The following is a 24,427-nucleotide window of genomic DNA, read 5'->3' as shown; positions in this document are numbered from 1 at the left end:
GCTAGCTCCGACGCTGTCGTTCGGGGAACGGCGAATGTCCAGTGGCTGAGTGGGGTGAAACATGTCGGGAATCGAAATCAAACGCGGTAAGGCTCGACGCAATCCGCGAGCCTTGTGGCTGACGGGAACGGCTCTGGGATGCTCGTTGCTGGTCCAGCCGGCCGCCGCCCTGGCCGCCGAAGAATGCGGCGCGCCCGCCAGCGGGGTGGTCACCTGTTCGGCCCCCGTCACCACCGGCGTCAGCTACACGACGATCGACGATCTGATTCTGAACCTGCCCGCCTCGGTCTCCAACACCGGCGCGATCGCGGTGGGCGTCGCCGGCGGGGCCGGCGATATCGGGATCGTGGCGGTCGACATCGCCACCAGCGGCGACAACGCCCCGGGTCTGGTGGTCAACACCACCAGCGGCGCGATCGACATCGCCGTGACCAAGGCGGCCACAGCCGGAACCGGCTTCACCGGCGGCGACACCAACGACGCGATCATCGCCCAGTCGGTCAGCGGCGCGATCAAGGTCAAGGCCGGCGAGCTGTCGACGGCCGGAACCTATACTTCGGCCGTCGCGGCGGGCTCGCAGACCGGCGACGTCTTGGTCGAGATCGACAAGGTCGCCTCCTCCGGCCTGGGCGGCGGCGTCGTGTCGGCCCGTTCGCTGAGCGGTCCCGCCGGCGCGCCGACCAGCGGCGGCAAGGCGACCGTCGTGGTCGGCGAGGCCACGGTCACGCGACCCAACGGGGTCATCGGCGCCTATGCGTTCGGCGACGTGTCGGTGACCGTCGGCAAGATCGTCGCGACCGGGGGGCCGGCCACCGGCTATTTCGGCGAGACGGTCTTCGGCCAGGCGATCGGCGCGCGCAGCTACGGCGGCGACGTCAGCGTCAAGGTCGACGAGCTGTCGACCAGCGGCGTGGGCTATCTGGGGGTGACCGCCACGGCCCTGGCCGGCGACGCGACCGTCGAGAGCGGAACGGTCACCACGGCCAGCGACGGCGCGTACGGAATCTATGTCCGGGCGCGCGACACGGCCAAGGTCGTGGCCGACACCACGACCACCCACGGCGCGGTCACCTATGACACCGCGACCCACTATACCGACGCCATCCGTGTCGAGGCGGCCGGCCTGATGGACGTCGCCTCGCAGCACGCCACGGCCACGGGGGCCGGCGGCTCGGCGATCCTGGCCAAGGGCGACGGGGCGATCAAGATCGTCAGCGGCGAGGCGGCGGCGACCGGCGACGTGATCACCGTGGGCGGCGTCCAGGTGTTCGCCAACGCCATCAGCGCCCAGAGCTTCCTGGGCGGCATCGACATCACCAGCGACACGGCCAGCGCCCAGGGCGCCCAGTCCTGGGCGATCTACGCCTCGGCGGCCAACGGCGCGATCAGCATCGACAGCGGGACCGCCACGGCGGCCGGGGCCGGCGGCCGGGCGATCTACGCCAACGGCGGCGGCGGGGTGACGATCAAGAGCGACACGGCCTCGACCACGGGCGCGCCCAGCGGCGCCAACGCGGCTGACGCCATCATGGCCCTGACGTTCAACAAGACCGCGAACATCAGCATCACCAGCGGTTCGGCCAGCACGACCGGAAACAACGCCCGCGGCATCTATGCCTGGACCAACGGCGACATCGCCATCGACAGTGGCGAGGTGACCACCACCGGCGCCAACGCCCACGGGATCATGGTCGATTCCGACGGGGCCATCGTCTACGCGACGCCGCACGTTCCCGCCGGCGGCGCGGGCGCGCTGAGCATCGTCAGCGACAAGGTCAGCGCCACCGGCGCGGGCTCGACCGGGATCTGGGTGGATCACGCCGGTCCGATCACGATCGACAGCGGCGAGATCACGGTCGGCAACGGCGTGGGCCTGTACGTCTACGGCCAGGACGCGGTGGACGTCTCGGCCGACAAGGTCACGGCGACCGGCACCGGCGTCGTGGTCTATGGCCGCGAGGGCGCGGTGAAGGTGGCCACGGGCGCGGTCTCGACCGGCGTTGAGGGCGACGTGGGCGTGTTCGCCCAGAGCATCAGCGGCGACATCACGATCACGGCGGGTTCGACCCAGACCAGCGGGGACCTGGCCCATGGCTTCACGGCCGACGCCGTCGGCGGGGTGTCGACCAGCGGCGATGTCAGCGTGACCAGCGGCGAGGCCAAGACCTCGGGCCGTTCGGCCTTCGGCGCCTACGCGATCAGCCAGACCGGCGCGGTGTCGGTGGACAGCGATTCGGTGGTGACGGCGGGCCAGGGCTCGACCGGGCTCTATGCCCGCGGGGCGAGCGCCTCGGTCACCAGCGGCTCGGTCCTCACGACGGGCGACGGCGCCGGCGGCGTCTACGCGTGGTCCAACGGCGACATCGCCATCGACAGTGGCGAAGTGACCACCACCGGCGCCAACGCCCACGGGATCATGGTCGATTCCGACGGGGTCATCGTCTACGGCACGCCCCATGTCCCCGCCGGCGGCGCGGGCGCCCTGAGCATCGTCAGCGACAAGGTCAGCGCCACCGGCGCGGGTTCGAACGGGATCTGGGTGGATCACGCCGGCCCGATCGACATCGACAGCGGCGAGATCACGGTCGGCAGCGGCGCGGGTCTGTACGTCTACGGCCAGGGCGCGGTGAACATCTCGGCCGACAAGGTCACGGCCGACGGCACCGGCGTCGTGGTCTACGGCCGCGAGGGCGCGGTGCACGTCACCACGGGCGAGGTTTCGGCCGGCGCCGCGGGCGACGTGGGCGTCTTCGTTCAGAGCACGACCGGCGATATCGTCGTCGACGCCGGCGTCACCAGCACCGCCAACACCGGGCTGAGGGGCGGCTTCACGGCCGACGGCGTGGGCGCCAGCTCGACGAATGGCGGTCACGTGACCGTCAACAGCGTCGATTCCGCCGTGGTGGGCCAATACGCCTCGGCCGTGTTCGGCGTGTCCACGGGCGGCCAGGTCGAGATCAACAGCGGCAAGGCGCGCGCCAGCAGCGCCAGCACGGTCGCCGTCTACGGCCGCGCCGACCAGGTGACGATCACCAGCCAGGACGCCCAGATCGCCGGCGCCAGCGCGCGGGCGATCCAGGCTCTGGCCGATCGCGGCGACGTCGTCGTGACCTCGGATCGGGCGGTCGCCGGCGACACGGGCGGCGTCGCCATCGACCTGTTCGCCAGCCACGACGTCGACCTCACCGTCACCGGCGAAACCGTGGGCGGTCAGAGCGGGGTCCGGGTTTCGGCCCTCAACCGGGCCGAGGTCACGGTCGGGGCGGACGCCTCGATCACCTCGACCAGCGGCCCGGCCGTCGAATTCCGCGCCATCCCCGTGCCCAGCGGGCTGGGAGGCTCGCCGGCGACGGGTTACGGCGCGAGCCTGACCACGGCCGGCCATATCGGCGGCGGGACCGGAGCCTTGGCCGTGAAGTTCGGTGATGGGGCCGACACCCTGACCATCCTGACCGGCGCCAGCTTCACCGGCGCCGTCGACGGCGGGGCCGGCGTGGACAGCCTGGTGCTGAAGGGAACCTCCAGCCAGCAGAGCGCCGACCAGACGTTCGGCGGCGTTCTCGGCTTCGAAACCGCCACGGTCGAGGCGGGCGACTGGACCCTGACCGGCCTGTTGCAGACCGACAACATCGCGATCGCCTCGGGCGCGACCCTGCGCATCGACGACCGCCAGGACGCCAACGCCTGGCTCCAGACGACGACGCCGGGCACGGGTCTTTCGATCCACAATGACGGGACGCTGATCTCCCAGAGCTTCGACACCAACCTCTATGCCGACAGTGGCGTGCAATCGATCAGCGGGACGGGCGACGTCGTGCTGAACTCGGGCGCGATCCTGGCCTCCGGCGCCTGGACCTATACGGGCGTGACGCGGGTGAACGGCGGCGAGCTGTACGTGGCGACCGACATCGGCGGCGCCCTTGAGCAGACCGGCGGCGACGTGGTCATTGGCGCGGCCTACGTCACCGACGACGCCGGGTTGGGCACGGTGAAGGTCTCCGGGCCGGGCTCGGTCGGCGGCTTCGCCGGCGCCATCAAGGTCGACGGCGGGCAATTCTTCATCGGCCATGCCGGCGACTACACGCTGACCAACGCCCTGTCGGGCGCCGGCGGCGACGTGATCTGGGCGGGCGGCGGGAACCTGACCCTGTCGGGCGCCTATTCGCGCACGGGCCTGCTGACCAACGACGGCGGCCTGGTGACGATCGCCAACCTGTCCGCCGACTCGCGGCTCAACCTGAAGGGCGACGCCTTCGCCCTGGCTTCGGGCGCCAAGACCACCGGCGGGCTGTCGGGCGACGCCGACCTCGACATCGGGGCCGGGACCCTGACGATCGTCCAGATCAACGGCTCCAGCTATTCGGGCGACCTGACCGGCGCCGGCGGCCTGACCAAGTCGGGCGCCGCGACCCTGACCCTGAGCGGCGCGGCCATCTATGCGGGCCCGACCACGGTCTCGGGCGGCAAGCTGTTGCTGACCGGTTCGCTGAGCAGCGACGTCACGGTGGCCTCGGGCGCGACCCTGCAGGTTGGCGACGGCGGGACGATCGGCGACCTGACCGGCGACCTGGCAATCGCCGGCACGGCGATCTTCAACCGCTCGAACGAGTACGACTACGGCGGCGACATCACCGGCGCGGGCGACCTAGTCAAGCAGGGGGCGGCTCGCCTGACCCTGTCGGGCCAGTACGGCTTCACCGGCACGACCACGGTCCAGGGCGGGTCGGTGCGAATCCTGCACCTGCCGCAGACCGCCGAGGTCCAGGTCGACAACGGCGTGCTCGACCTCAGCGGCCTGACCCAGACCATCACCAACCTCAGCGGCGGCGCGACGGGCGAGGTCGACATCGACGGCGGGGCCCTGACCGTCAACCAGTCGGGCAGCACCACCTTCGCCGGCGCGATCACCGGCTCGGGCTCGTTCACGATCACCGGCGGCGGCGTCATCGAACTGACCGGCGCCAACACCTATACCGGCGACACCACGGTCAGCGCCGGCAAGCTGAAGATCAACGGCTCGGTGACGTCCGACGTCACGGTCGGCTCGGCGGGCGCCCTGGGCGGCTCCGGGACGATCGGCGGCGACGTGGTCGTGCAGACCGGCGGCCAGGTCACTCCCGGCAACTCGCCCGGCACCCTGAACGTGGCCGGCGACTTCACCTTCGCCAGCGGCTCGACCTATCAGGTCGAGGTTTTGCCGACCGGCGAGCACGACCTGATCGTCGTCGGCGGCGCCACCACCATCCAGGCCGGCGCCAGCGTCGCCGTGCTGGCCGGCGGTCCGGCCTCGCAATACGCGCGCCTCAGCCAGTACGGCATCCTGACCTCGGCGGGCGGAATCACGGGTCGGTTCTCCAACGTCACCAGCGACATGGCCTTCCTGACGCCCAGCCTGACCTACACGACCAACGCGGTGCGGCTGAACCTGCTGCGCAACGACATCCGCTTCGCCAGCTTCGCCACCAGCCCGAACCAGGCCCGCGTGGCCGGCGCGGCCGAAGCCCTGGGTCTGGGAGCGCCGGTCTACGACGCCCTGGTCACCCAGAACGCGGCGGGTTCGGCCCAGGCCTATGACGCCCTGGACGGTCAGATCTACGCCGACGTCACGTCCGTCCTGGCGGGCGAGGCGGGACGTCTGCGCGAGGCGGTCCAGGCCCGCAGCTCGGCGTCCGCCGAGATCGCCGGCGGCTGGGGCGACGTCCTGGCGGGCTGGAGCGAGATCGACCCCGGCGCGGGCGCGGCGGGCCTGAAGGTCAACGGCGCGGGCCTGGTGGTCGGCGGCGACAAGGTGCTGGGCGAGACCCGCCTGGGCGTGGCCGCCGCCTATGGCGAAGGCCAGGCCAGGGTGTCGGCGCGCAGCAGCCGCGCCGAGGCCTCCGGCGGCCAGGTCGCGGCCTACGCCGCCACCACCTTCGGACCCCTGCGCGCCAATCTGGGCGGGGCCTACGCCTGGTCGTCGGTCGACGCCGAGCGGGTGGTGCTGTTCCCGGGCGCCCAGGATCGGCTGAAGGGCAAGTACGACGCCACGGTCGGCCAGGTGTTCGGCCAGGTGTCGGCCCCGCTGGCGCTGGGCGCGGCCTCGGTCGAGCCCTTCTTGGCGGCCAGCTATCTTCAGGTGAAGAGCGACGACTTCAGCGAAACCGGCGGCTTCGCGGCCCTGAAGGTGGACGGCGTCACGCGTGAGCTCGGCGTCGTCGACCTCGGGGTCAAGGTGAAGGGCGAGCTCGGCCTCGGCTCCACCGTGGTCCTGCGGCCGCGCGGCGCCGTCGCCTGGCGCATGGCGACCGGCGACCTGGCGGGTGAAACCGCCAACGCCTTCGCCGGCGGGACGACCCGCTTCGTGGTCAGCGGCGCCAAGTACGACGCCAACGCCCTGGCCGTCCAGCTCGGCGCCGACCTGGTGTCGGGCGATCGCGCCCGGTTCGGGGTCACCTACGAAGGAACCTACGGGGAGCGGCATCAAGCCCAGGCCATCCGCGCCGGCGGCGTCTGGCGGTTCTAGGCGGCGCTTTCGGGAGGCGCTTCTGGGGGGGCGCTTCCGGAGGAGGGACGGTCGAGGGCGTTAGCGCGTCCTCGACCGGTCTTCGCCGAGGATCAGGATCAGTTCGGCCTGACGGGTCGCCCCCGTCTTGCTGAAGATCGATTTGAGGTACGACCGCACCGTATTGCGCGACAGGTTGCTGGTCAGGGCGTAGTTGGCCAGGGTGCCGCCCTCGACCAGGAAATAGGCCAGCTTGGCCTCGGCCTCGGTCAGGCCATGCTCCTCGCGATAGTTCGCCAGCGCCTGCTCCTGCGAGCGGCCCTTGGCGCGACCGAAGATTTCGAGGGCGCGCAGGACATAGGGATGGCCGGCCTCGGCCGCCTTGGTCAGGCGGGCTTCAAGGCTGGGATAGACCCGGGTCAGCGACTTGAGGTTGTCGAACAGAGCGTCTTGCTGTTTCTTGTTCGTCATAAAAGCGTGACCCGGGGAGCGTTCGCGTACAATGGTATCGATTACGACGGCTGGCTCGCGTCAAGGGCTGGTCGAATTGAAGGCCGCGCCGGAAACGCCGCGCAGGCCGTTTTCCGATTTCCGCCAGAAGGCCAGCTACGCCATCGCCCAGCGGGTGATCATGGGCCAGCTGCGCAAGGGCCTGGCCTGTCACGCCCAGGGCGAAGCGGCGTTCGCCGGCTTCCTGCGGCGCGCCCGGGCCTGGCACGACCGCTACGACGGCGTGCTGCCGTCGCTGGAGGTTGACGCGACCTGGAGCGAGGCGCCCGACTTCGTCGCGCCCGCGCCGCCCACCCGCGCCGACTGGTTCGCGCCTCGGGACAAATCGCCGCGGGGCACGGTCTTTTACGTCCATGGCGGTTCGTTCGTCGCCGAGCGCAGTCCGCGAATCGGCCAACTGGTGGGCCGGTTCGCCGCGGCGGCGGAGGCCAGCGTCTATGCGCCGTCCTATCGCCTCGCGCCCGAGCATCCCTGTCCCGCGGCTGTCGACGACGTCGTCGCGGCCTGGCGCTGGCAGCGGCGTCACCGACCCGACGAACCGGTCGTGGCCCTGGCCGAGTCGGCCGGCGCGGCGATCATGATGGCCGCCTTCCAGGTGGTGCGCGACCAGGGCGAGCCGATGCCGGCCGGCATCGTGCTGCTGTCGCCCTGGCTGGACCTGTCGCTGCAGAGCTGGTCGGTCATGGCCGCCTCGATCGCCAAGACCTCGCCGCACACGATGGAGTCGCTGGCGATGTTCGCGCACTTCTATCTGCAGGGCCGCTCGGCGATCGAGCCGATCGCCTCGCCGCTGTTCGGCGGCTTCCACGGCTTTCCGCCGCTGCTGGTCCACGCCAGCCGGACCGACATCCTGTACGACGACTCCATGCGCCTGGCCGACAAGATCCGCGACGTGGGCGGCGACCTGACCCTGCGCCATTGGGCCGACGAGACCCATTTCTGGGAGCGGATGAACACGCCCAAGGCCCGGCAATCGATCGAGCTGGCGGCGGGCTTTATTCGGCGGCGATTGGACGCGGCGACGGCGTCGTCGCTATAGGCCGCCGACAGCTCACCGCCGTGACAATAAGCGGCGCCATCCGTTAACCCTGCTTGTCTAGGGTCGCCGCATGCGATCGGATGCCGAAAACAGATCAGGTGGCGTGGACCTGCGGGCCCACCCCCGTACGCCGACCAAGCGCAAAGCCTATCTGGTCGATGGCCGAAAGGCCTGGAAGTGCTCGCTGATCGACATCGCCGAAGGCGGGGCCCGCATCGCGCTCGGCGACATGGATCTGCCGGCGGAAGGCGCTTTCCTGGTGGATTCCATCGCCAAGCGGGTCCACCGGACCCGGGTGGTCTGGCGTTCCGAGAAGGAAGCCGGCCTGCAGTTCCTCGAAAGCGATACGCTGGACGGGCCGGCGGGCGGCAAGGACGGCGCGGTGAGCATCGCCACGCGCTTCGCCTGGCGGCTGACCACGGCCTGACCGCCGAAAGTCGCGACGGCGGTCCCCCGACTGGCGGCGAAGATGCGGCGCGGCAGATTTCGACCTTGAAATGCGCAGGCAACGTGGCCGGGCAACTAAGGCGGCGAGCGACTTAGCGCCGCTGTACGAGCATCCGTTTCGCCACCGTGGCGTTTGATGCTGCGGACACGGCGGCGTTCGTCCTCTCCTTGCCCCGCGCGCCTGAGATCTCGATGACCGAACCCCACCGACCGACCCGACCCGTCAGCCGCAAGGCGCAGATCATCGGCGGCGCGATCGCCTTGGCGGTTCTGGCCGGCGTGGTGTGGTTAGCCTGGAGCCTGATGCACGCGCCGAAAGGCGAGGGCGGCGGTCCAGGCGGCGGATTTGGCGGCGGACGGCGCGGCGGTCCAGCCAGCACCGTGGCCGTGGCCACCGCCGCCCAGACCGACCTGCCGGTGGTCATCGAGGCCCTGGGTACGGTGACTCCGGCCGCGACCGTCACCGTCAGGCCGCAGGTTTCGGGCGTGATCACCCAGGTGATGTTCAGGGAGGGTCAGATGGTCCGCGCCGGCCAGCCGCTGGTGCAGATCGATCCGCGTCAGTTCCAGATGGATCTGCTGCAGGCGCAGGGCGCTCTGACCCGCGACGAAGCCCAGTTGGCCAGCGCCCAGGTCACCCTGTCGCGCTACCAGACCCTGCTGGCCCAGGATTCCATCGCCCGCCAGGAGGTCGACACCCAGGCCGCGACCGTCAAGCAGCTGCAGGGCTCGGTGATGGCCGACCGGGCCGCCGTCGGCACGGCGCGGCTGAACGTCGGCTATGCCCGGATCATCGCCCCGGTCAGCGGCCGCGTCGGCCTGCGGGTGGTGGACGCCGGCAACTATGTCGGGGCGGGCGACGCGGCCGGGGTGGCGGTGATCACCACGATCTCGCCGATCGATGTCGAGTTCACCGTGCCCCAGGACGACGTGCCGCGCATCGGCGCCCGGGCCAACAGCGGCGCCGCCCTGCCGGTCATCGCCCTGGACCGGACGCGGACCACCACCCTCGACAAGGGAACCTTCTCGACCCTGGACAATGTGGTCGATGTCGGCACGGGCACCGTCAAGGCCAAGGCCCGGTTCGCCAACGCCGGCGGAACCCTGTTCCCCAGCCAGTTCGTCAATGTCCGCCTGGAGCTGGACACCATCAAGGACGCGGTGGTCGTGCCGGCCACGGCCCTGCGCCAGAGCAGCGACGGCGCCTTCGTCTGGGTGCTGGGTCAGGGCCAGACGGTGCACAAGCGCAAGGTCACGGCCGGTCCCTCAACCACGTCGCAGGTGTCGATCGTCAGTGGACTGAAGGTCGGCGAAAAGGTCATCACCGAAGGCGGCGACCGCCTGCGCGAAGGCGGCAAGGTCCAGCTGCCGGGCCAGGCCGCCGGCCGCATGGGTCAGGGCAAGGGCAAGGGTCAGCGCGCCGGCAAGGCGGGCGAGGGGCAAGGCGGGCAGGGGCAGGGCGGCGAGCGTCGCCGCCGGCAACAAGCCGAATAGGCCCGCGCCATGAATCCCTCCAAGCCCTTCATCCAGCGGCCGGTCGCCACGGCGCTGTTCATGGCGGCCATCGTCCTGGCCGGCCTGGTCGGTTTCCGGCTGCTGCCGCTGTCGGCCCTGCCGCAGGTCGACTATCCCACGATCCAGATCCAGACCCTCTATCCCGGCGCCAGCCCCGAGGTGATGAGCCAGACGGTGACCGCGCCGCTGGAGCGCCAGCTGGGCGAGATGGCGGGTCTGGCGCGGATGAGCTCGGTCAGTACGGCCGGGGCGTCGATCATCACCCTGCAGTTCAACCTGGGTGAAAGCCTGGACGTCTCCGAGCAGGAGGTGCAGGCCGCCATCAACGGCGCCAACAGCCTGCTGCCGGCCGATCTTCCGGCCCCGCCGGTCTACGCCAAGGTCAATCCGGCCGACGCTCCGGTCCTGACCCTGGCGGTGACCTCCGACACCCTGCCGCTGACCGAGGTGCAGAACCTGGTCAACACCCGCCTGGCCCAGAAGATCAGCCAGGTGTCGGGCGTGGGCCTGGTCACCCTCAGCGGCGGCCAGCGTCCGGCCATCCGCATCCAGGCCGACACCCAGGCCCTGGCCAGCTACGGCATCACCCTGGCCAATGTTCAGACCGCGATCAGCAACGCAAACGCCAACAGCGCCAAGGGCAGCTTCGACGGCCCGACCCGCGCCTACACGATCAACGCCAACGACCAGCTGCTGACCGTCGACGACTATTCGAACCTGATCGTCGCCTACAAGAACGAGGCCCCGATCCGCCTGCGTGACATCGCCCGGGTCGTCCAGAGCGCCGAGAACACGCGTCTTGGAGCGTGGGCCAACGAGACCCCGGCGATCATCGTCAACGTCCAGCGTCAGCCGGGCGCGAACGTCATCAAGACCGTCGACGCCATCAAGGCCAGGCTGCCGGAGCTGGAGGCGGGCCTGCCCGCCACGCTCGAGGTCAAGGTGCTGGCCGACCGCACCACCGGCATCCGCTCCTCGGTCCACCACGTGGAGATGGAGCTGCTGCTGGCGGTGGTGATGGTCGTGGTGGTGATCTTCTTCTTCCTGCACAGCCTGCGCGCCACCCTGATCGCCGGCCTGGCCGTGCCGATCTCGCTGATCGGCGCGTGCGGGGTGATGCACCTGATGGGCTTCAGCCTCAACAATCTGAGCCTGATGGCCCTGACCATCGCGACCGGCTTCGTGGTCGACGACGCCATCGTCATGATCGAGAACATCAGCCGGCACCTGGAGAGGGGCGTCAAACCGATGACCGCGGCCCTGCGGGGCGCGCGCGAGATCGGCTTCACGATCATTTCGCTGACGGTGTCGCTGATCGCCGTGCTGATCCCGCTGCTGTTCATGGGCGACGTGGTGGGGCGGCTGTTCCGCGAGTTCGCCATCACCCTGGCGATCACCATCCTGATCTCGGCGGTGGTGTCACTGACCCTGACGCCGATGCTGTCGGCCCGCTGGCTGAAGCCGGCCGGCGAGGAGCACCAGGGCCGCGTCGCCCGCAAGTCCCAGGCGGCGTTCGAGCGGGTCGAGCGCCGCTACGAGAAGGGCCTGGCCTGGGTGCTGGAGCATCAGAAGGCGACCCTGATCGTCGCGGTGGCCACCTTCGCCCTGACCGCCTTGCTCTATCTGATCATTCCCAAGGGCCTGTTCCCGACCCAGGACACCGGCCAGCTGCAGGCCCGCACCGAGGTCGAGCAGTCGGTGTCGTACGACCGCATGGCCGGGCTGCAGCAGGAGGCCGCCCGGGCGATCCTGGACGACCCGGCGGTGGAGAGCCTCAGCTCGTTCATCGGCGTCGACGGCGCCAACAACGCGATGCTCCACACGGGGCAGATGCTGGTCAACCTGAGGGCCGACCGGAAGGGCTCGCAGGAGAAGATCATGCAGCGGCTGCGCGACCGCGTCGCCGCCGTGCCGGGCGTGCACCTGTACCTCCAGCCCACCCAGGACCTGACCATCGACGCCGAGACCGGCCCGACGCTCTATCGCCTGTCGCTGGAGGGGGCCGACACCGCCACGGTCAAGGAATGGGCCGGCAAGCTGGCCGAGCGCCTGGCCAGCGTGAAGTCGGTGCGCAACGTCTATAGCGACGCCGGCGCCACTGGGGCGGCGGCCTATGTCGACATCGACCGCGACACCGCCGCGCGGCTTTCGATCACGGCTTCCGACATCGACGACGCCCTCTACAGCGCCTTCGGCCAGCGGATCGTCTCGACCATCTTCACCGAGACCAACCAGTACCGGGTGATCCTGGAGGCCAAGCCGGGCCTGCTGACCGCGCCGGAATCCCTGGGCCTGCTGAACCTGAAGACCGGCGGCGGCTCGCCCACGCCGCTGTCGGCGATCTCGACGATCAAGGAACAGACCGCTCCGCTGCAGGTGACCCACGTCTCGCAGTTCCCGGCCACCACGATCGGCTTCGACACCGCGCCCGGCGTCTCGCTGGGCAAGGCGGTCGACGACATCCGCGCGGCCATGAAGGACATCGACATGCCGGTGGCCGTCACCCACACCTTCCTGGGCGCGGCGGGAGCGTATGAGAACTCGCTCAGCAACCAGCTGTGGCTGATCCTGGCGGCGGTGGTCTGCGTCTACATCGTGCTGGGCGTGCTCTACGAGAGCTACATCCACCCGCTGACCATCCTGTCGACCCTGCCGTCGGCGGGTGTCGGCGCGCTGCTGGCCCTGTGGATCACCGGCAACGACCTGGGCGTGATCGGCGTCATCGGCATCATCCTGCTGATCGGCATCGTCAAGAAGAACGCGATCATGATGATCGACTTCGCGATCGACGCGCAGCGCAACGAGGGCAAGAGCCCGCGCGACGCCATCTTCCAGGCCGCCGTCCTACGCTTCCGCCCGATCCTGATGACCACCCTGGCGGCGCTGTTCGCGGCCGTGCCGCTGATGCTGAGCTTCGGCGAGGGCGGCGAGCTGCGCCGGCCGCTGGGCATCGCCATCTTCGGCGGCCTGCTGGTCAGCCAGCTGCTGACCATGTTCACCACCCCGGTGATCTACCTGGCCTTCGACCGGTTCGCCCCGGCCGACAAGGGCGTCCATCGCGAACACGACGACCACGTCGCGCCGGATCGCGCCGATCCAGACCCGATCCCGGGAGCGCCGTCGTGAACCTGTCGGCGCCCTTCATAAAGCGGCCGGTCGCCACGGTCCTGCTGACTCTGGGCCTGGCCCTGGCCGGGATCGCCGCCTTCCTCGTGCTGCCGGTCTCGCCGCTGCCGCAGGTGGACTATCCGACCATCTCGGTCTCGGCCAACCTGTCGGGCGCCAGCCCCGAGACCATGGCCTCCAGCGTCGCCACCCCGCTGGAGCGGCGGCTGGGCGTGATCCCCGGCGTCACCGAGATGACCTCGCAGAGCAACACCGGCTCGGCCCGGGTGACCCTGCAATTCGACCTGAACCGCAACATCGACGGCGCGGCGCGCGAGGTGCAGGCCGCCATCAACGCCGCGCGGTCGGACCTGCCGGCCACGCTGCGCAGCAACCCCAGCTACCGCAAGCAGAACCCGTCCGACGCCCCGGTGATCATCCTGGCCCTGACCAGCGACACCAAGACCCCGGGCCAGATCTACGACGCGGTGTCCAACATCGTGGCTCAGCGCCTGTCGCAGGTGACGGGCGTGGGCGACGTCGAGATCGGCGGCGGCTCGCTGCCGGCCGTGCGGGTCTCGGTCAATCCGTTCCTGCTCAACAGGTACGGCATCGCCCTGGAGGACGTGCGCGCCGCGGTGCAGTCGGCCAACGCCAACCGGCCCAAGGGGCAGGTCGAGGGGGGCGGGCGGCGGTTCCAGGTCTACACCAGCCCCGGCGGGCGCAAGGCGGCCGACTATGCCGGCCTGGTCGTGGCCTGGCGCGGCGACGCGCCGGTGCGGCTGATGGACGTGGCCGACGTCACCGACAGCGTCGCCGACACCCGGACCCTGGGCCTGTTCAACGGCAAGCCGGCGATCATCATCCTGGTCACCCGCCAGCCGGGGGCCAACATCATCCAGACCGTCGACAGCGTTCGCGCCACCCTGCCGGAGCTGCGCGCCCAGCTGCCGGGCGACATCAACGTGGCGGTGGCCAGCGACAGCACCAACTCGATCCGCGCCTCGCTGAAGGAGATCGAGATCACCCTGCTGATCTCGGTGGTGCTGGTGGTGCTGGTGGTCAGCGCCTTCCTGCGCAGCGCCCGGGCCACCTTCATCCCGGCGGCGGCGACCATCGTCTCGCTGCTGGGCACGTTCGGGGTGATGTATCTGCTGGGCTTCTCGCTGAACAATCTGAGCCTGATGGCCATCACCGTGGCGACCGGCTTCGTGGTCGACGACGCCATCGTCGTGCTGGAGAATACCCAGCGCCATATCGAAAAGGGCATGGACCGCTTCAAGGCCGCCCTGCTGGGCGCGCGCGAGGTGGGGTTCACGGTGCTGTCGATCAGCATCTCGCTGGTCGCGGTGTTCATCCCGCTGCTGTTCATGGGCGGCCAGGTGGGGCGGCTGTTCCGCGAGTTCGCCGTCACCCTGTCGGCGGCGGTGCTGATCTCGCTGGTCATCTCGCTGACCACCACCCCGATGATGTGCGCCTACCTGCTGCGTCCGCCGAAGCCGGGCAAGAAGGAGGGGCGGATCGCGCGCTTCTTCGAGGCCGGCTTCGACCGCGTGCACCAGACCTACGAATACAGCCTGGACTGGGCCCTGGCCGCCAAGCCGCTGGTGCTGCTGATCCTGGTGGTGGTGATCGGCCTGACCGCCTGGCTCTATGTCGCCATGCCCAAAGGCTTCTTCCCGCAGCAGGACAGCGGCCAGATCCAGGCCGGGCTGCGCGCCGACCAGAGCGTGTCGTTCCACGTCATGCAGGCCAAGCTGAAGCAGGTGGTCGACATCATCCGCAAGGATCCGGGGGTCGACACCGTGGTCGGATTCACCGGCGGCGCCCGGGCCGGCGGCGGCTTCCTGTTCGTCAATCTCAAGCCGATCGGCGAGCGCAAGGAAAAGGGCTCGGTCGTGATCAACCGCCTGCGGCCGCAGCTGCAGAAGGTCACCGGCATCAGCGTGTTCCTCAATCCCGTCCAGGACGTGCGGATGGGCGGGCGGCAGAGCAATTCGACCTACCAGTACACCCTGACCAGCGACTCCAGCGACGCGCTGAAGGCCTGGGCCCCCAAGCTGGCCGAGGCGATGAAGGCCCGGTCCGACGTGATGACCGACGTCGACAGCGACCAGTCCGAGAACGGCGTCGAGACCTTCGTGACGATCGACCGCGACAGCGCCTCGCGGATGGGCGTCACCCCGCGCGCCGTCGACAACGCGCTCTACAACGCCTTCGGCCAGCGCCAGGTCGCGACCATCTACGAGGACATCAACCAGTACGCCGTGATCCTGGAATGGGACCGCCGGTTCTCGAAGGGCCCCGAGGCGCTGAACGACCTCTATGTGCCGACCCGCGCCAGCGGCGCGACGGGGGCGACGTCAACGAGCGGCGCGGCGGTCAATCCGAGCCTGCGCGACCCTTCCACCGGCTCGGCCCTAAACACGGCGGTGACGCCGATGACGCCGCTCTCGGCGATCTCCAGCGTCGCCCAGGCCGCCACCCCGACCTCGATCAACCACCAGAACGGCGAGCTGGCCACCACCGTGTCCTTCAATCTGGCCGACGGGGTTTCGCTCAGCGACGCCCAGGCCGCCATCAAGCAGGCCGAGGCCGACATCGCCCTGCCGACCAATGTCCGCGGCAGCTTCCAGGGCAGCGCCCGCAGCGCCAACGAGCAGAACAAGCAGCAGCCGTTCCTGGTCGCCGCCGCCATCGTGGCGATCTACATCGTGCTGGGCATCCTCTACGAAAGCTACGTCCACCCGCTGACCGTGCTGTCGACCCTGCCCGCCGCCGGGGTGGGAGCGATGCTGGCCCTGCTGATCTTCAGGATGGAGTTCTCGGTGATCGCCCTGATCGGGGTGTTCCTGCTGCTGGGCATCGTCAAGAAGAACGCCATTCTGATCATCGACTTCGCCCTGGAGGCCCAGCGCTCGCGCGGGCTGAGCGCGATCGAGGCGGTGCGCGAGGCCAGCCTGCTGCGCTTCCGCCCGATCCTGATGACCACCATGGCCGCCGCCCTGGGCGCCTTGCCCCTGGCCATCGGGTTCGGCGAGGGGGCCGAGCTGCGCCGCCCGCTGGGGATCACCATCATCGGCGGCCTGATCGCCAGCCAGTTGCTGACCCTGATCACCACCCCGGTCGTCTACGTCTATCTCGACCGTCTGCGGGGCAAGGCGCGCGACGAGCGCTACCTGGCCCACATGCCCTCCGCGCCGGAGCCCGTCTGATGCCCTTCAAGTCCTTCATTCTCGCCGGCGCTTCGCTGATCCTGCTGTCGGCCTGCACGGTCGGTCCTGCCTACGAGAAGCCCCAGGTCTCGGCCGCGGCCCTTCCGGCCAGCTACAAGGCCCTGGACGGCTGGAAGATCGCCGCGCCCGGCGACCTGATCGACCGCGGCGACTGGTGGACCCTGCTGGGCGATCCGCAACTGGACGCCCTGGTCGCCCGGGTCAACGTCTCCAACCAGACCATCGCCGCCGCCGAAGCCAACTACCGCCAGGCCCGGGCCCTGACGCGCGAGCAACGCGCGGCCCTGTTCCCGATTGTCGACCTGTCGGGCTCGGCGACCAAGCTGGGCGGTTCGGCCTCGCTCAACGCGTCCAGCGGTTCGGGCAACGCCGCGCGCTATCAGGCCAGCATCGGCGCCAGCTGGGAGCCGGACCTTTGGGGCCGCATCCGAAACGGCGTCACCGGCGCCAAGGCCGGCGAGCAGGCCAGCGCGGCCGACCTGGCCGGGGCCCGGCTGTCGATGCAGGGCGAGCTGGCCGTGAACTATCTGGGCCTGCGCCAGACCGACGTCGAACTGGCCCTGGTCGGCAAGACGGTCGAGGGCTACCAGCGCAGCCTGCGGATCACCCAGAACCGCTACGCCGCCGCCATCGCGCCCAGGTCCGATGTGCTGCAGGCCACCACCCAATTGGCGGGCGCCCAGGCCGAGTTCGAAAGCCTGCGCCAGACCCGCGCCGCCTACGAGAACGCCATCGCCACCCTGGTGGGCGAGCCGGCCAGCGGCTTCCGCCTGGCCGCCGATCCGGCCTGGAGCGCCCGCGTGCCCGAGATCCCGGCCGGCGTGCCATCGGCCCTGCTGGAGCGCCGCCCCGACATCGCCGCCGCCGAGCGCCGGGTCGCCGCCGCCAACGCCGACATCGGCGTGGCGCGGGCGGCCTTCTTCCCGACCATTGGCCTGACCGCCGCGGGCAACACCAGCGCCTCCAGCCTGGGCAATCTGTTCTCGGCCTCGGCCAACACCTGGTCGTTGGGCTTGAGCGCCGCCCAGACCCTGTTCGACGCCGGGGCGCGCAAGGCGCGGGTGGAGCAGGCGAGGGCTTCGCATGACGCCTCCGTCGCCGACTATCGTCAGACCGCCTTGGCCGCCTTCGAGGATGTGGAAAACCAATTGACCGCCGCCCAGGTGCTGGAGCGCCGGCACGCCCTGCTGAAGACCAGCTCGGACGCCGCCGACCAGACCGAGCAGATGATCCTCAACCAGTACAAGGCCGGGCAGGTGGCCTACACGGACGTGGTCTCGGCCCAGGCCTCGGCCCTGTCGGCGCGACGGGCCCTGCTGGGCGCCGCCGTGGCGCGCCAGGCCACGGCCGTGGCCCTGATCCAGGCCCTCGGCGGCGGCTGGACGCCGGCGGCCTAGGGGCCGCGGGCGGCCTTACCAAGCCCGCGCGCCTTTGGCGAAACCCGCCGATCTCGCGCCTGAATCGTGGCGATCTGTCGCGCGATTCGGATCGACGGTCCGGCTAGGATGCCTTCCGTGGACATCGGCTTTCGTCTCGGCCTGTTCGCCAGCCAGGCCGAGAATCTCAATTACAACAAGCCCGTGACCCGTCTGGTCTTGCCTCCCTGGGTTTTGGCCTGACCAGAAAGATCCGCCACTTCAAAAAGTGGCATTACCAATCATTGACACATTTCTCGATTGGTCGGATAAGTCGGCTCGTAAGGGCGCCCAATCAGACGCGCCGGGGGAGGACCTATGAATCTCGTTCGCAACACTCTCGTCCTGCGCACCGCGCTGCTGGCCTCGTGCGCGGCGGTCGCGATCGGTTCGGCCGCGCAGGCCCAGCAGGCCGCGCCCGCGCCGGAACAAGCCAAGGCTGACGAAAGCGTCGTCGACACCGTGGTGGTAACCGGTTTCCGCGCCGCCTACGCCAACGCCATCGCCACCAAGCGCGACACCCTGCAGATCTCGGACGGCATCTCGTCGGACGGCCTGGGCCGCTTCCCCGACCTCAACGTCGGCGAGGCGATCCAGCGCGTTCCCGGCATCCAGATCAACCGCGAGGCCGACAGCCGTAACGCCACCATCAGCCTGCGCGGCTTGCCCGGCACCTTCGCGCGCACCACCCTGAACGGCGGCGCCTTCGCCGACCCGATCCTCAACGGCTCGACCCCGCTGGGCGCGTTCAACTCCGACATCTTCACGTCGATCAACGTGATCAAGTCGCCGATGGCGTCGGACCTGGCCGGTGGTCTGTCGGGCAACATCGACCTGCGCATCGCGCCCGCCCTGCAGCGCAGGGACGGCGGCTTCGCCAAGATCTCGTACGAGTATAACGACCTGGGCGACCTCGGCAGCCCGCTGGCCTCGATGGGCTACAACGCCCACCTGAGCGACGATTTCGCGGTGTTCGGCGTCGTGGCCTGGAAGGACGAGAAGTTCCGTCGCGACTCGATCACGGTCAATTCCTGGGGCAACAAGCTCGGCGCGATCCAGGTCGGCAACCAGAAGGCCGCGGGCCAGAATCCGGTCTACGACGCCCTGATCGCCGCCAATCCGGGCGGGGTCTATTTCCCCAGCCAGACGCGCCAGCTGGTCAAGTTCAACCGCGGCACCACCTGGTCCGCCGCGACCGGTTTCGAATGGCGGATCAATGAGAACTGGAAGCTGGGCGCCAACGCGTTCCTGACCGACCGCAAACTGGATGAGGGCACCAACAACCTGCTCTATATCGACGCGGGCGCCGGCCAAGGCACCAACACCGGCCTGACGGCGACCTCGGCGGTGGCCCACATCACCGACATCGGCACGCCCTACATCGTCCAGACCCCGAACGGTCCGCGCGCCTACATCAACAAGTTCTCGGCCGAGAACATCAACACCTACGACTCGATTCGTTCCGAGCCGGCCGAGAACTCGACCTGGGCCATCAATCCGACCCTGGAGTTCAGGAATGACGACTGGCGCGTCACCACCAACCTGACCGTCTCGCGCGCCAAGGCCCTGGCCAACCAGATCGAATTGGACATCATCGAGAACCCGTACCGCAACCTCGGCGCGGGCGGCCTGAACGGCATCACCACCTCGATCGACCTGCACGGCACGGACCTGGCCGACTACACGGCGGTGCTGAACACGCCCCTGGCCACCCACCTGCTGGCCGGCGGCTTCGGCATTCCGTCCGCCGCCAACCAGGCCACCCAGGCCGGCGCCCAGATGCCGGGCGCGGCGGCGGGCGTCGCCGGCAACAAGTTCGGCGTCACCGGCACCAACGGCAAGGCCAACAACGACCTGGACTCGTTCCAGATCGACGCCGAGCGGAGCTTCGCCGACAGCCCCTTCCTGACCAGCCTGCAGTTCGGCGGCCGGGCCGAGCACCTGACCTTCGCCTCGAGCGGTTCGCGCAACACCTCGCTGGGCGCCCAGACCCTGAACATCACGCCGGACATGGCGTCCCAGCTGTCCTACGCCCAGGACTTCTTCGGTGGTCAGGCGGGCGGTCCCACGTCCAACTGGATGGGCCTGGACGTCGATCGCATCCTGGCGGCGATCACCCCGGTCAACACCAATCCTCGCACGGCCGGCAACCCGACCGGCCTGCCGGCCCAGTTCGCCTTCGATCCCGCCACCGGCGTGTTCCTGACGCCCTACGGCCTGGTGAACAACTACTGGGACGGCAACTACTGGAACAACAACTTCACCAACGAGAACCACATCTACTCCGCCTATCTGATGGCGAAGTTCAAGGCCGACGTGGGCAGCGTGCCGGTTCGCGGCTCGGCGGGCGTGCGGTATGAGTACACCCAGAACGACATCACCGCGCTGAACTGCCAGAACTGCTCGGCGGCCCTGTCGGTGGCTCCGGGACCGGTCAACCACTCGCTGAACACGAGGGACTACAGCCGCCACTACGACTACTGGCTGCCGTCGATCGTGCTGGCGGCGGATCTGCGGGAAGACCTGATCCTGCGCTTCGCGGCCTATTCGACCTATGTCCGCCCGCAGCCGCGCGACACCGTGCCGACCAGCTTCGTCCAGGAGCCGACCAACCTGACCCCGCCGGTCGACCCGGTCTATACGGTGACGATCGGCGCGACCGACCTGAAGCCCTACACGTCGGACTCGTTCGACATGTCGCTGGAATGGTACAACCGCCCCGGCGGCCTGATCTCGCTGGCCGTCTACCGCAAGAACATCAGCGGCTATATCGGCCCGATCACCGATCCGGCGGTTCTGTGCCCGGCGAGCGGCCAGATCCCCGGCCTCGACGTCAATCTGGGCACGCTGACCATCGACAACTCGGGCGGCACGCCCAAGTGCATGAGCTCCAACCAGTTCGCCGGCGCCGGCGGCACGCTGAAGAACGCTCAGGTCAACATCAGCGGCAAGACCAACCAGAACGACATGAAGGTCACGGGCGTCGAGTTCAACATCCAGCAGAACTTCGACTTCCTGCCGGGCTTCTGGAAGGACTTCGGCGGGGCGTTCAACTATTCCTACACCACCATCGACGGCAAGGATCAGGCCGGCAAGGCGATCACCCTGCCCAGCGTGTCGGAGAACAATCTCAACGTCATCGGCTACTACGAATCCGACAAATTCGGCGTGCGCCTGGTCTACAACTGGCGTGACAAATACGACCTGGCCGCCGGCAACTCGTTCGTCGGCGACGCTCGCACCGTCAAGGCGCGCAGCCAGCTGGACGCCTCGGCCTCGTACAACGTCACCAAGGATCTCAGCATCTCGGTCGACGCCTTCAACCTGACCGACGCGACGCGCTCCGAGTACGAGAACGATCCGATGCTGCCGCGCCGGATCGACTACGACGGGCGCACCTATCAGGTGACGATGCGCGCCAAGTTCTGATCCTTCCGACTGGGGCCGGGCTCATCGCCCGGCCCCTTTTTCTTTCCAGTACGGAAGAGACGCGTGACATGAAGACCCTGCTGACCGGCGCGGCCTGCGCCGTGGCCCTTCTGGCCTCGCCCGCCTTGGCGACGACCTCTTGGGCCGCCGACTACGCCCTGCTGGGCCCGGACTACGCCCAAGGCCTGGGAAAGGGGGGCGCGGCTCTGGCGCCGGCGGCCCAGGAGGTCGTCACCAAGGCCAAGGCCGCCCTAGGGCGCCCGCCGGGCGCGATCCCCAAGCTGCACACCGAAGGCACCCTGCCCGGCAAGGGCATCCGCGAGATCAGCCTGAAGGCCAAGGAGGATCAGCCGATCGTGCTGAACCTGGCCCTGGCCTGGCGGCTGACCGGCGACCGCGCCTATCTCGACCAGGCCGGCCGCTATCTGGAGGCCTGGGCCGACATCTACGAGCCGTCGTTCAACCCGATCGACGAGACCGGCTTCGACACCCTGCTGATGGCCTATGACCTGACCGAGACCGACTTGCCGGCGGCGACCCGCGCCAAGGTCGACAAGCTGTGGCGCGGCATGGCCGCCGGCTATCTGGACGCGATGGACGCCAAGCCGCGCAACTTCGACACCAACTGGCAGAGCCATCGCGTCAAGCTGGCGACCATGGCGGCCTTCCAGACCGGAGACGCCGGACTGATCGCGCGGGCGAGAGCCGCCTATCGGGCCCAGGTGGCCACGAACATCCGGCCGGACGGCTCGGTGTTCGACTTCCACGAGCGCGACGCGCTGCACTATGTGACCTACGACCTGGATCCGCTGATGATGGCGGCCCTGGCCGCCCAGGCCCACGGCGAGAACTGGCTCGACTGGCGGGCCGCCAACGGCGTCAGCCTGGCCGCCGCGCTCGACTGGCTGGTTCCCTACGCCAAGGGCGAGAAGACCCACATTGAGTTCGCCAACTCCAAGATCCAGTTCGACCGCGACCGCGCCGCCGCGGGCCAGAAGGAGTACGCGCCCCATCCCTGGGACGTGTCGAACGCGGTGGGGACCTATGGCCTCGCCACGTTGCTGGACCCGCGCTACCGGGCCGTGCGCGACGACGTGACGGCCCGCACGGGCAAGAAGCCGGCGGCCTGGATCCGACTGCGGGAAGCGCGCTGACACCAGAAGGCTTTTGGGCGGCCTTTCGGCGCCGCTATTTCGGGCTAGTGTGTGCAAATACCAGGCTGATCGAGTAACTCCGCCCGCGATGGACCTTCACCGCTCCCCCCCGCAGCCAGACGGACTTACGGCGGAGGGCATGCGCGTCCTCGTCATCGATCCGGATCCCGCGCGCGCCGCCCTCGTGGCCGAGGGGCTCGCCGGCGTGCAGCCGCTGGAGGTGCGGCGCGCGGCGACGTTCGACGAGCGCGAGGCCGCGGACTTCGCGCCGGACGTGGTTGTGATCGCCGCCGACAGCCCCGACCGCGACACGCTGGAGAGCCTGCGCGAGGCCGGGCAGCACAATCCGCGCGCCGTGGTGATGTTCGTGGACCGCTCCGAACCGGGCCTGGCCGAGCAGGCGGTGCGGGCGGGGGTCGCGGCCTATGTCGTCGACGGCCTGGCGCCGGCGCGGGTGCGGTCAATCCTTGATGTGGCCATGAGCCGCTTCGCCCTGACCCAGCAGCTGCGGGGCGACCTGGCCAAGGCCAAGGCCGATCTGGAATCGCGCAAGACCGTCGAACGGGCCAAGGGGCTGCTGATGAAGGAGCGGGGGTTGGACGAGGACGGGGCCTATCGCCTGCTGCGCAAGCTGGCCATGGATCGCGGCAAGCCGATCGGCCAGGTCGCCGCCGACCTGCTGGCCTTCGCCGGGGTGTTGAAAGGCGACGCCTCGTGAGCGGGCTGGCCGATCTGACCCTGGGGTTCATCCCGCTGACCGACTGCGCGCCGCTGGTGGTGGCCAAGGCGCGCGGCTTCTTCGCCGAGGAGGGGCTGGAGGTCGCCCTGAGCCGCGAGGCGTCGTGGGCGACGATTCGCGACAAGGTCACGGTGGGCGCGCTGGACGGCGCCCATATGCTGGCGCCGATGGCCCTGGCGGCTGACTCCATGCTGGCGCCGTTGGCGCTGAACCAGAACGGCAGCGCGATCACCGTGTCATCCAAGCTGGCGGCGATGATGCGCGAGGCCGATCCCGCGGCCATGGACGCGCCGCTGATCACGGCCCGGGCCCTGGCTGGCGTCATCGAGCGCCGGCGAGGGCAGGGCGCGCCGCCTCTGACCTTCGCCGTCGTCTTCCCTCATTCGATGCACAACTATTTCCTGCGCTACTGGCTGGGCCAGGCGGGGATCGATCCCGACCGCGACGTGCGGCTGGTGGTCACCCCGCCGCCGCGCATGGTCGAGCACCTGCGCTCGGGCGAGATCGACGGCTTCTGCGTCGGCGCGCCCTGGAACGCCGTCGCCGTCGACGAGGGCCTGGGCGAGATGCTGATCAAGGCCTCCCAGTTCTGGCCCGGCGGTCCGTGCAAGGTGTTCGGCGTCACCGCCGCCTGGGCCGACCGTCATGGCGACGAGCTGCGGGCGGCCCTGCGCGCCCTGATCCGCGCCGCGGCCTGGGCCGACGAACCGGGCAACCACGCCGAGCTGGTCGCCCTGCTGTCGCGGCCGGAGCATGTGGGCGTCGAGGCCGAGGTCGTGGCCCGGGCCCTGAAGTCCGAGATCGTCTTCCACCGCGACGCCGCCGGCCTGCCGCGCCGCGAGCACGCGCTGTGGTTCCTGTCGCAGATGGTGCGCTGGGGGCAGGTGGGGTCGGAGGTCGATCTGGAGGCGGTCGCCGACCGCGTCTATCGTCCGGACCTGTTCCGCGAGGCGGCGCTGTCGCTGGGGCCGGTGCTGGAGTTGGCCCAGGTGTTCGCCGACGCGGCGCCCCTGGCCTCGGCCCTGTTCGACGGCGCGCCGTTCGATCCGGCGAACGCGCGGGCCTATGCGGCGTCCTTCGCGGTGAGACGGGTTCGCTAGGGCTGGCCCTAAGACCTCCGCGCGCTCCTTCCTTCCCCCGTCATCCTCGGACTTGTTCCGAGGACCCTTCGTTCAGCTGAGCTGTCGGCGGCCAGCAAAGCCGCGACCTCACCGCCCCACGGATCATCCTTCTTCGCGGTTGAAGCAGGGGTCCTCGGAACAAGTCCGAGGATGACGGGCGTTGGGGGCAGACTCCATCGGCGCCCCCGTGTTCTGCTCACGCATCGAGCAGCGCCGCTGCCTATCTGCTGAGCAAC

The 24,427-nt window shown here is 69.6% G+C and carries 12 protein-coding genes; 11 read left to right on the top strand and 1 reads right to left on the bottom strand.

What is annotated here, in order from left to right:
* The first annotated feature begins 145 nt into the window (after nucleotides 1-145).
* The gene (locus ASD38_RS13760) at nucleotides 146-6,502 is read left to right on the top strand and encodes an autotransporter domain-containing protein (protein ID WP_056460668.1); all 6,357 of its coding nucleotides are present in this window, start codon (nucleotides 146-148) and stop codon (nucleotides 6,500-6,502) included.
* Nucleotides 6,503-6,562: 60 nt separating this feature from the next.
* On the opposite strand, the gene ASD38_RS13755 is transcribed toward ASD38_RS13760, so the two are convergent.
* Nucleotides 6,563-6,952 (bottom strand): helix-turn-helix transcriptional regulator, encoded by a 390-nt coding sequence (locus ASD38_RS13755; protein ID WP_056444423.1) that lies wholly within the window; start codon nucleotides 6,950-6,952, stop codon nucleotides 6,563-6,565.
* A 31-nt stretch (nucleotides 6,953-6,983) separates the two neighbouring features.
* Here ASD38_RS13755 and ASD38_RS13750 point away from each other — a divergent pair, with 31 nt between their 5' ends.
* The 10 genes from ASD38_RS13750 to ASD38_RS13705 all read left to right on the top strand — a co-directional run bounded on the left by ASD38_RS13750 (nucleotide 6,984) and on the right by ASD38_RS13705 (nucleotide 24,170).
* Nucleotides 6,984-8,030, top strand: coding sequence for an alpha/beta hydrolase (locus tag ASD38_RS13750; RefSeq protein WP_082554838.1), 1,047 nt, complete (start codon nucleotides 6,984-6,986; stop codon nucleotides 8,028-8,030).
* Between the two features lie 70 nt (nucleotides 8,031-8,100).
* Nucleotides 8,101-8,457: a PilZ domain-containing protein gene (locus ASD38_RS13745; RefSeq protein WP_056444418.1), complete on the top strand. Its 357-nt coding sequence runs from the start codon at nucleotides 8,101-8,103 to the stop codon at nucleotides 8,455-8,457.
* A gap of 212 nt (nucleotides 8,458-8,669) precedes the next feature.
* Nucleotides 8,670-9,971, top strand: a complete 1,302-nt coding sequence (locus ASD38_RS13740; RefSeq protein ID WP_056460665.1) for an efflux RND transporter periplasmic adaptor subunit — start codon at nucleotides 8,670-8,672, stop codon at nucleotides 9,969-9,971.
* Between the two features lie 9 nt (nucleotides 9,972-9,980).
* Complete coding sequence (locus tag ASD38_RS13735) at nucleotides 9,981-13,118, top strand: multidrug efflux RND transporter permease subunit (RefSeq protein ID WP_056460662.1); 3,138 nt, start codon at nucleotides 9,981-9,983, stop codon at nucleotides 13,116-13,118.
* Nucleotides 13,115-16,312 (top strand): efflux RND transporter permease subunit, encoded by a 3,198-nt coding sequence (locus ASD38_RS13730; protein ID WP_056460660.1) that lies wholly within the window; start codon nucleotides 13,115-13,117, stop codon nucleotides 16,310-16,312. The genes ASD38_RS13735 and ASD38_RS13730 overlap by 4 nt, the downstream gene beginning before the upstream one ends.
* Entirely contained in the window at nucleotides 16,312-17,730 is a 1,419-nt protein-coding gene (locus ASD38_RS13725; protein ID WP_056460657.1) for an efflux transporter outer membrane subunit, read from the top strand. The genes ASD38_RS13730 and ASD38_RS13725 overlap by 1 nt, the downstream gene beginning before the upstream one ends.
* Nucleotides 17,731-18,066: 336 nt before the next feature.
* Nucleotides 18,067-21,177: a TonB-dependent receptor gene (locus ASD38_RS13720; protein ID WP_056460654.1), complete on the top strand. Its 3,111-nt coding sequence runs from the start codon at nucleotides 18,067-18,069 to the stop codon at nucleotides 21,175-21,177.
* A gap of 68 nt (nucleotides 21,178-21,245) precedes the next feature.
* Nucleotides 21,246-22,331, top strand: coding sequence for an alginate lyase family protein (locus ASD38_RS13715; protein WP_056460651.1), 1,086 nt, complete (start codon nucleotides 21,246-21,248; stop codon nucleotides 22,329-22,331).
* A gap of 139 nt (nucleotides 22,332-22,470) precedes the next feature.
* The gene (locus tag ASD38_RS13710) at nucleotides 22,471-23,049 is read left to right on the top strand and encodes an ANTAR domain-containing response regulator (protein WP_056444397.1); all 579 of its coding nucleotides are present in this window, start codon (nucleotides 22,471-22,473) and stop codon (nucleotides 23,047-23,049) included.
* Complete coding sequence (locus ASD38_RS13705; protein WP_056460648.1) at nucleotides 23,046-24,170, top strand: CmpA/NrtA family ABC transporter substrate-binding protein; 1,125 nt, start codon at nucleotides 23,046-23,048, stop codon at nucleotides 24,168-24,170. Before ASD38_RS13710 ends, ASD38_RS13705 begins: the two co-directional genes overlap by 4 nt.
* The last annotated feature ends 257 nt before the right edge of the window (nucleotides 24,171-24,427 follow it).

The organism is Caulobacter sp. Root487D2Y, assembly GCF_001427165.1.
In the GTDB taxonomy this organism is placed as follows: Bacteria; Pseudomonadota; Alphaproteobacteria; order Caulobacterales; family Caulobacteraceae; genus Caulobacter.
Note: the sequence above shows the minus strand (reverse complement) of the source record. Positions and strands in the feature narration are given on the sequence as shown.

Bases quoted from the DNA above. Each gene is read 5' to 3' on its own strand.
- ASD38_RS13755 (WP_056444423.1), bottom strand. From the start codon at position 6,952: ATGACGAACAAGAAACAGCAAGACGCTCTGTTCGACAACCTCAAGTCG.
- ASD38_RS13750 (WP_082554838.1), top strand. From the start codon at position 6,984: ATGGTATCGATTACGACGGCTGGCTCGCGTCAAGGGCTGGTCGAATTG.
- ASD38_RS13745 (WP_056444418.1), top strand. From the start codon at position 8,101: ATGCGATCGGATGCCGAAAACAGATCAGGTGGCGTGGACCTGCGGGCC.
- ASD38_RS13740 (WP_056460665.1), top strand. From the start codon at position 8,670: ATGACCGAACCCCACCGACCGACCCGACCCGTCAGCCGCAAGGCGCAG.
- ASD38_RS13735 (WP_056460662.1), top strand. From the start codon at position 9,981: ATGAATCCCTCCAAGCCCTTCATCCAGCGGCCGGTCGCCACGGCGCTG.
- ASD38_RS13725 (WP_056460657.1), top strand. From the start codon at position 16,312: ATGCCCTTCAAGTCCTTCATTCTCGCCGGCGCTTCGCTGATCCTGCTG.
- ASD38_RS13720 (WP_056460654.1), top strand. From the start codon at position 18,067: ATGAATCTCGTTCGCAACACTCTCGTCCTGCGCACCGCGCTGCTGGCC.
- ASD38_RS13715 (WP_056460651.1), top strand. From the start codon at position 21,246: ATGAAGACCCTGCTGACCGGCGCGGCCTGCGCCGTGGCCCTTCTGGCC.
- ASD38_RS13710 (WP_056444397.1), top strand. From the start codon at position 22,471: ATGCGCGTCCTCGTCATCGATCCGGATCCCGCGCGCGCCGCCCTCGTG.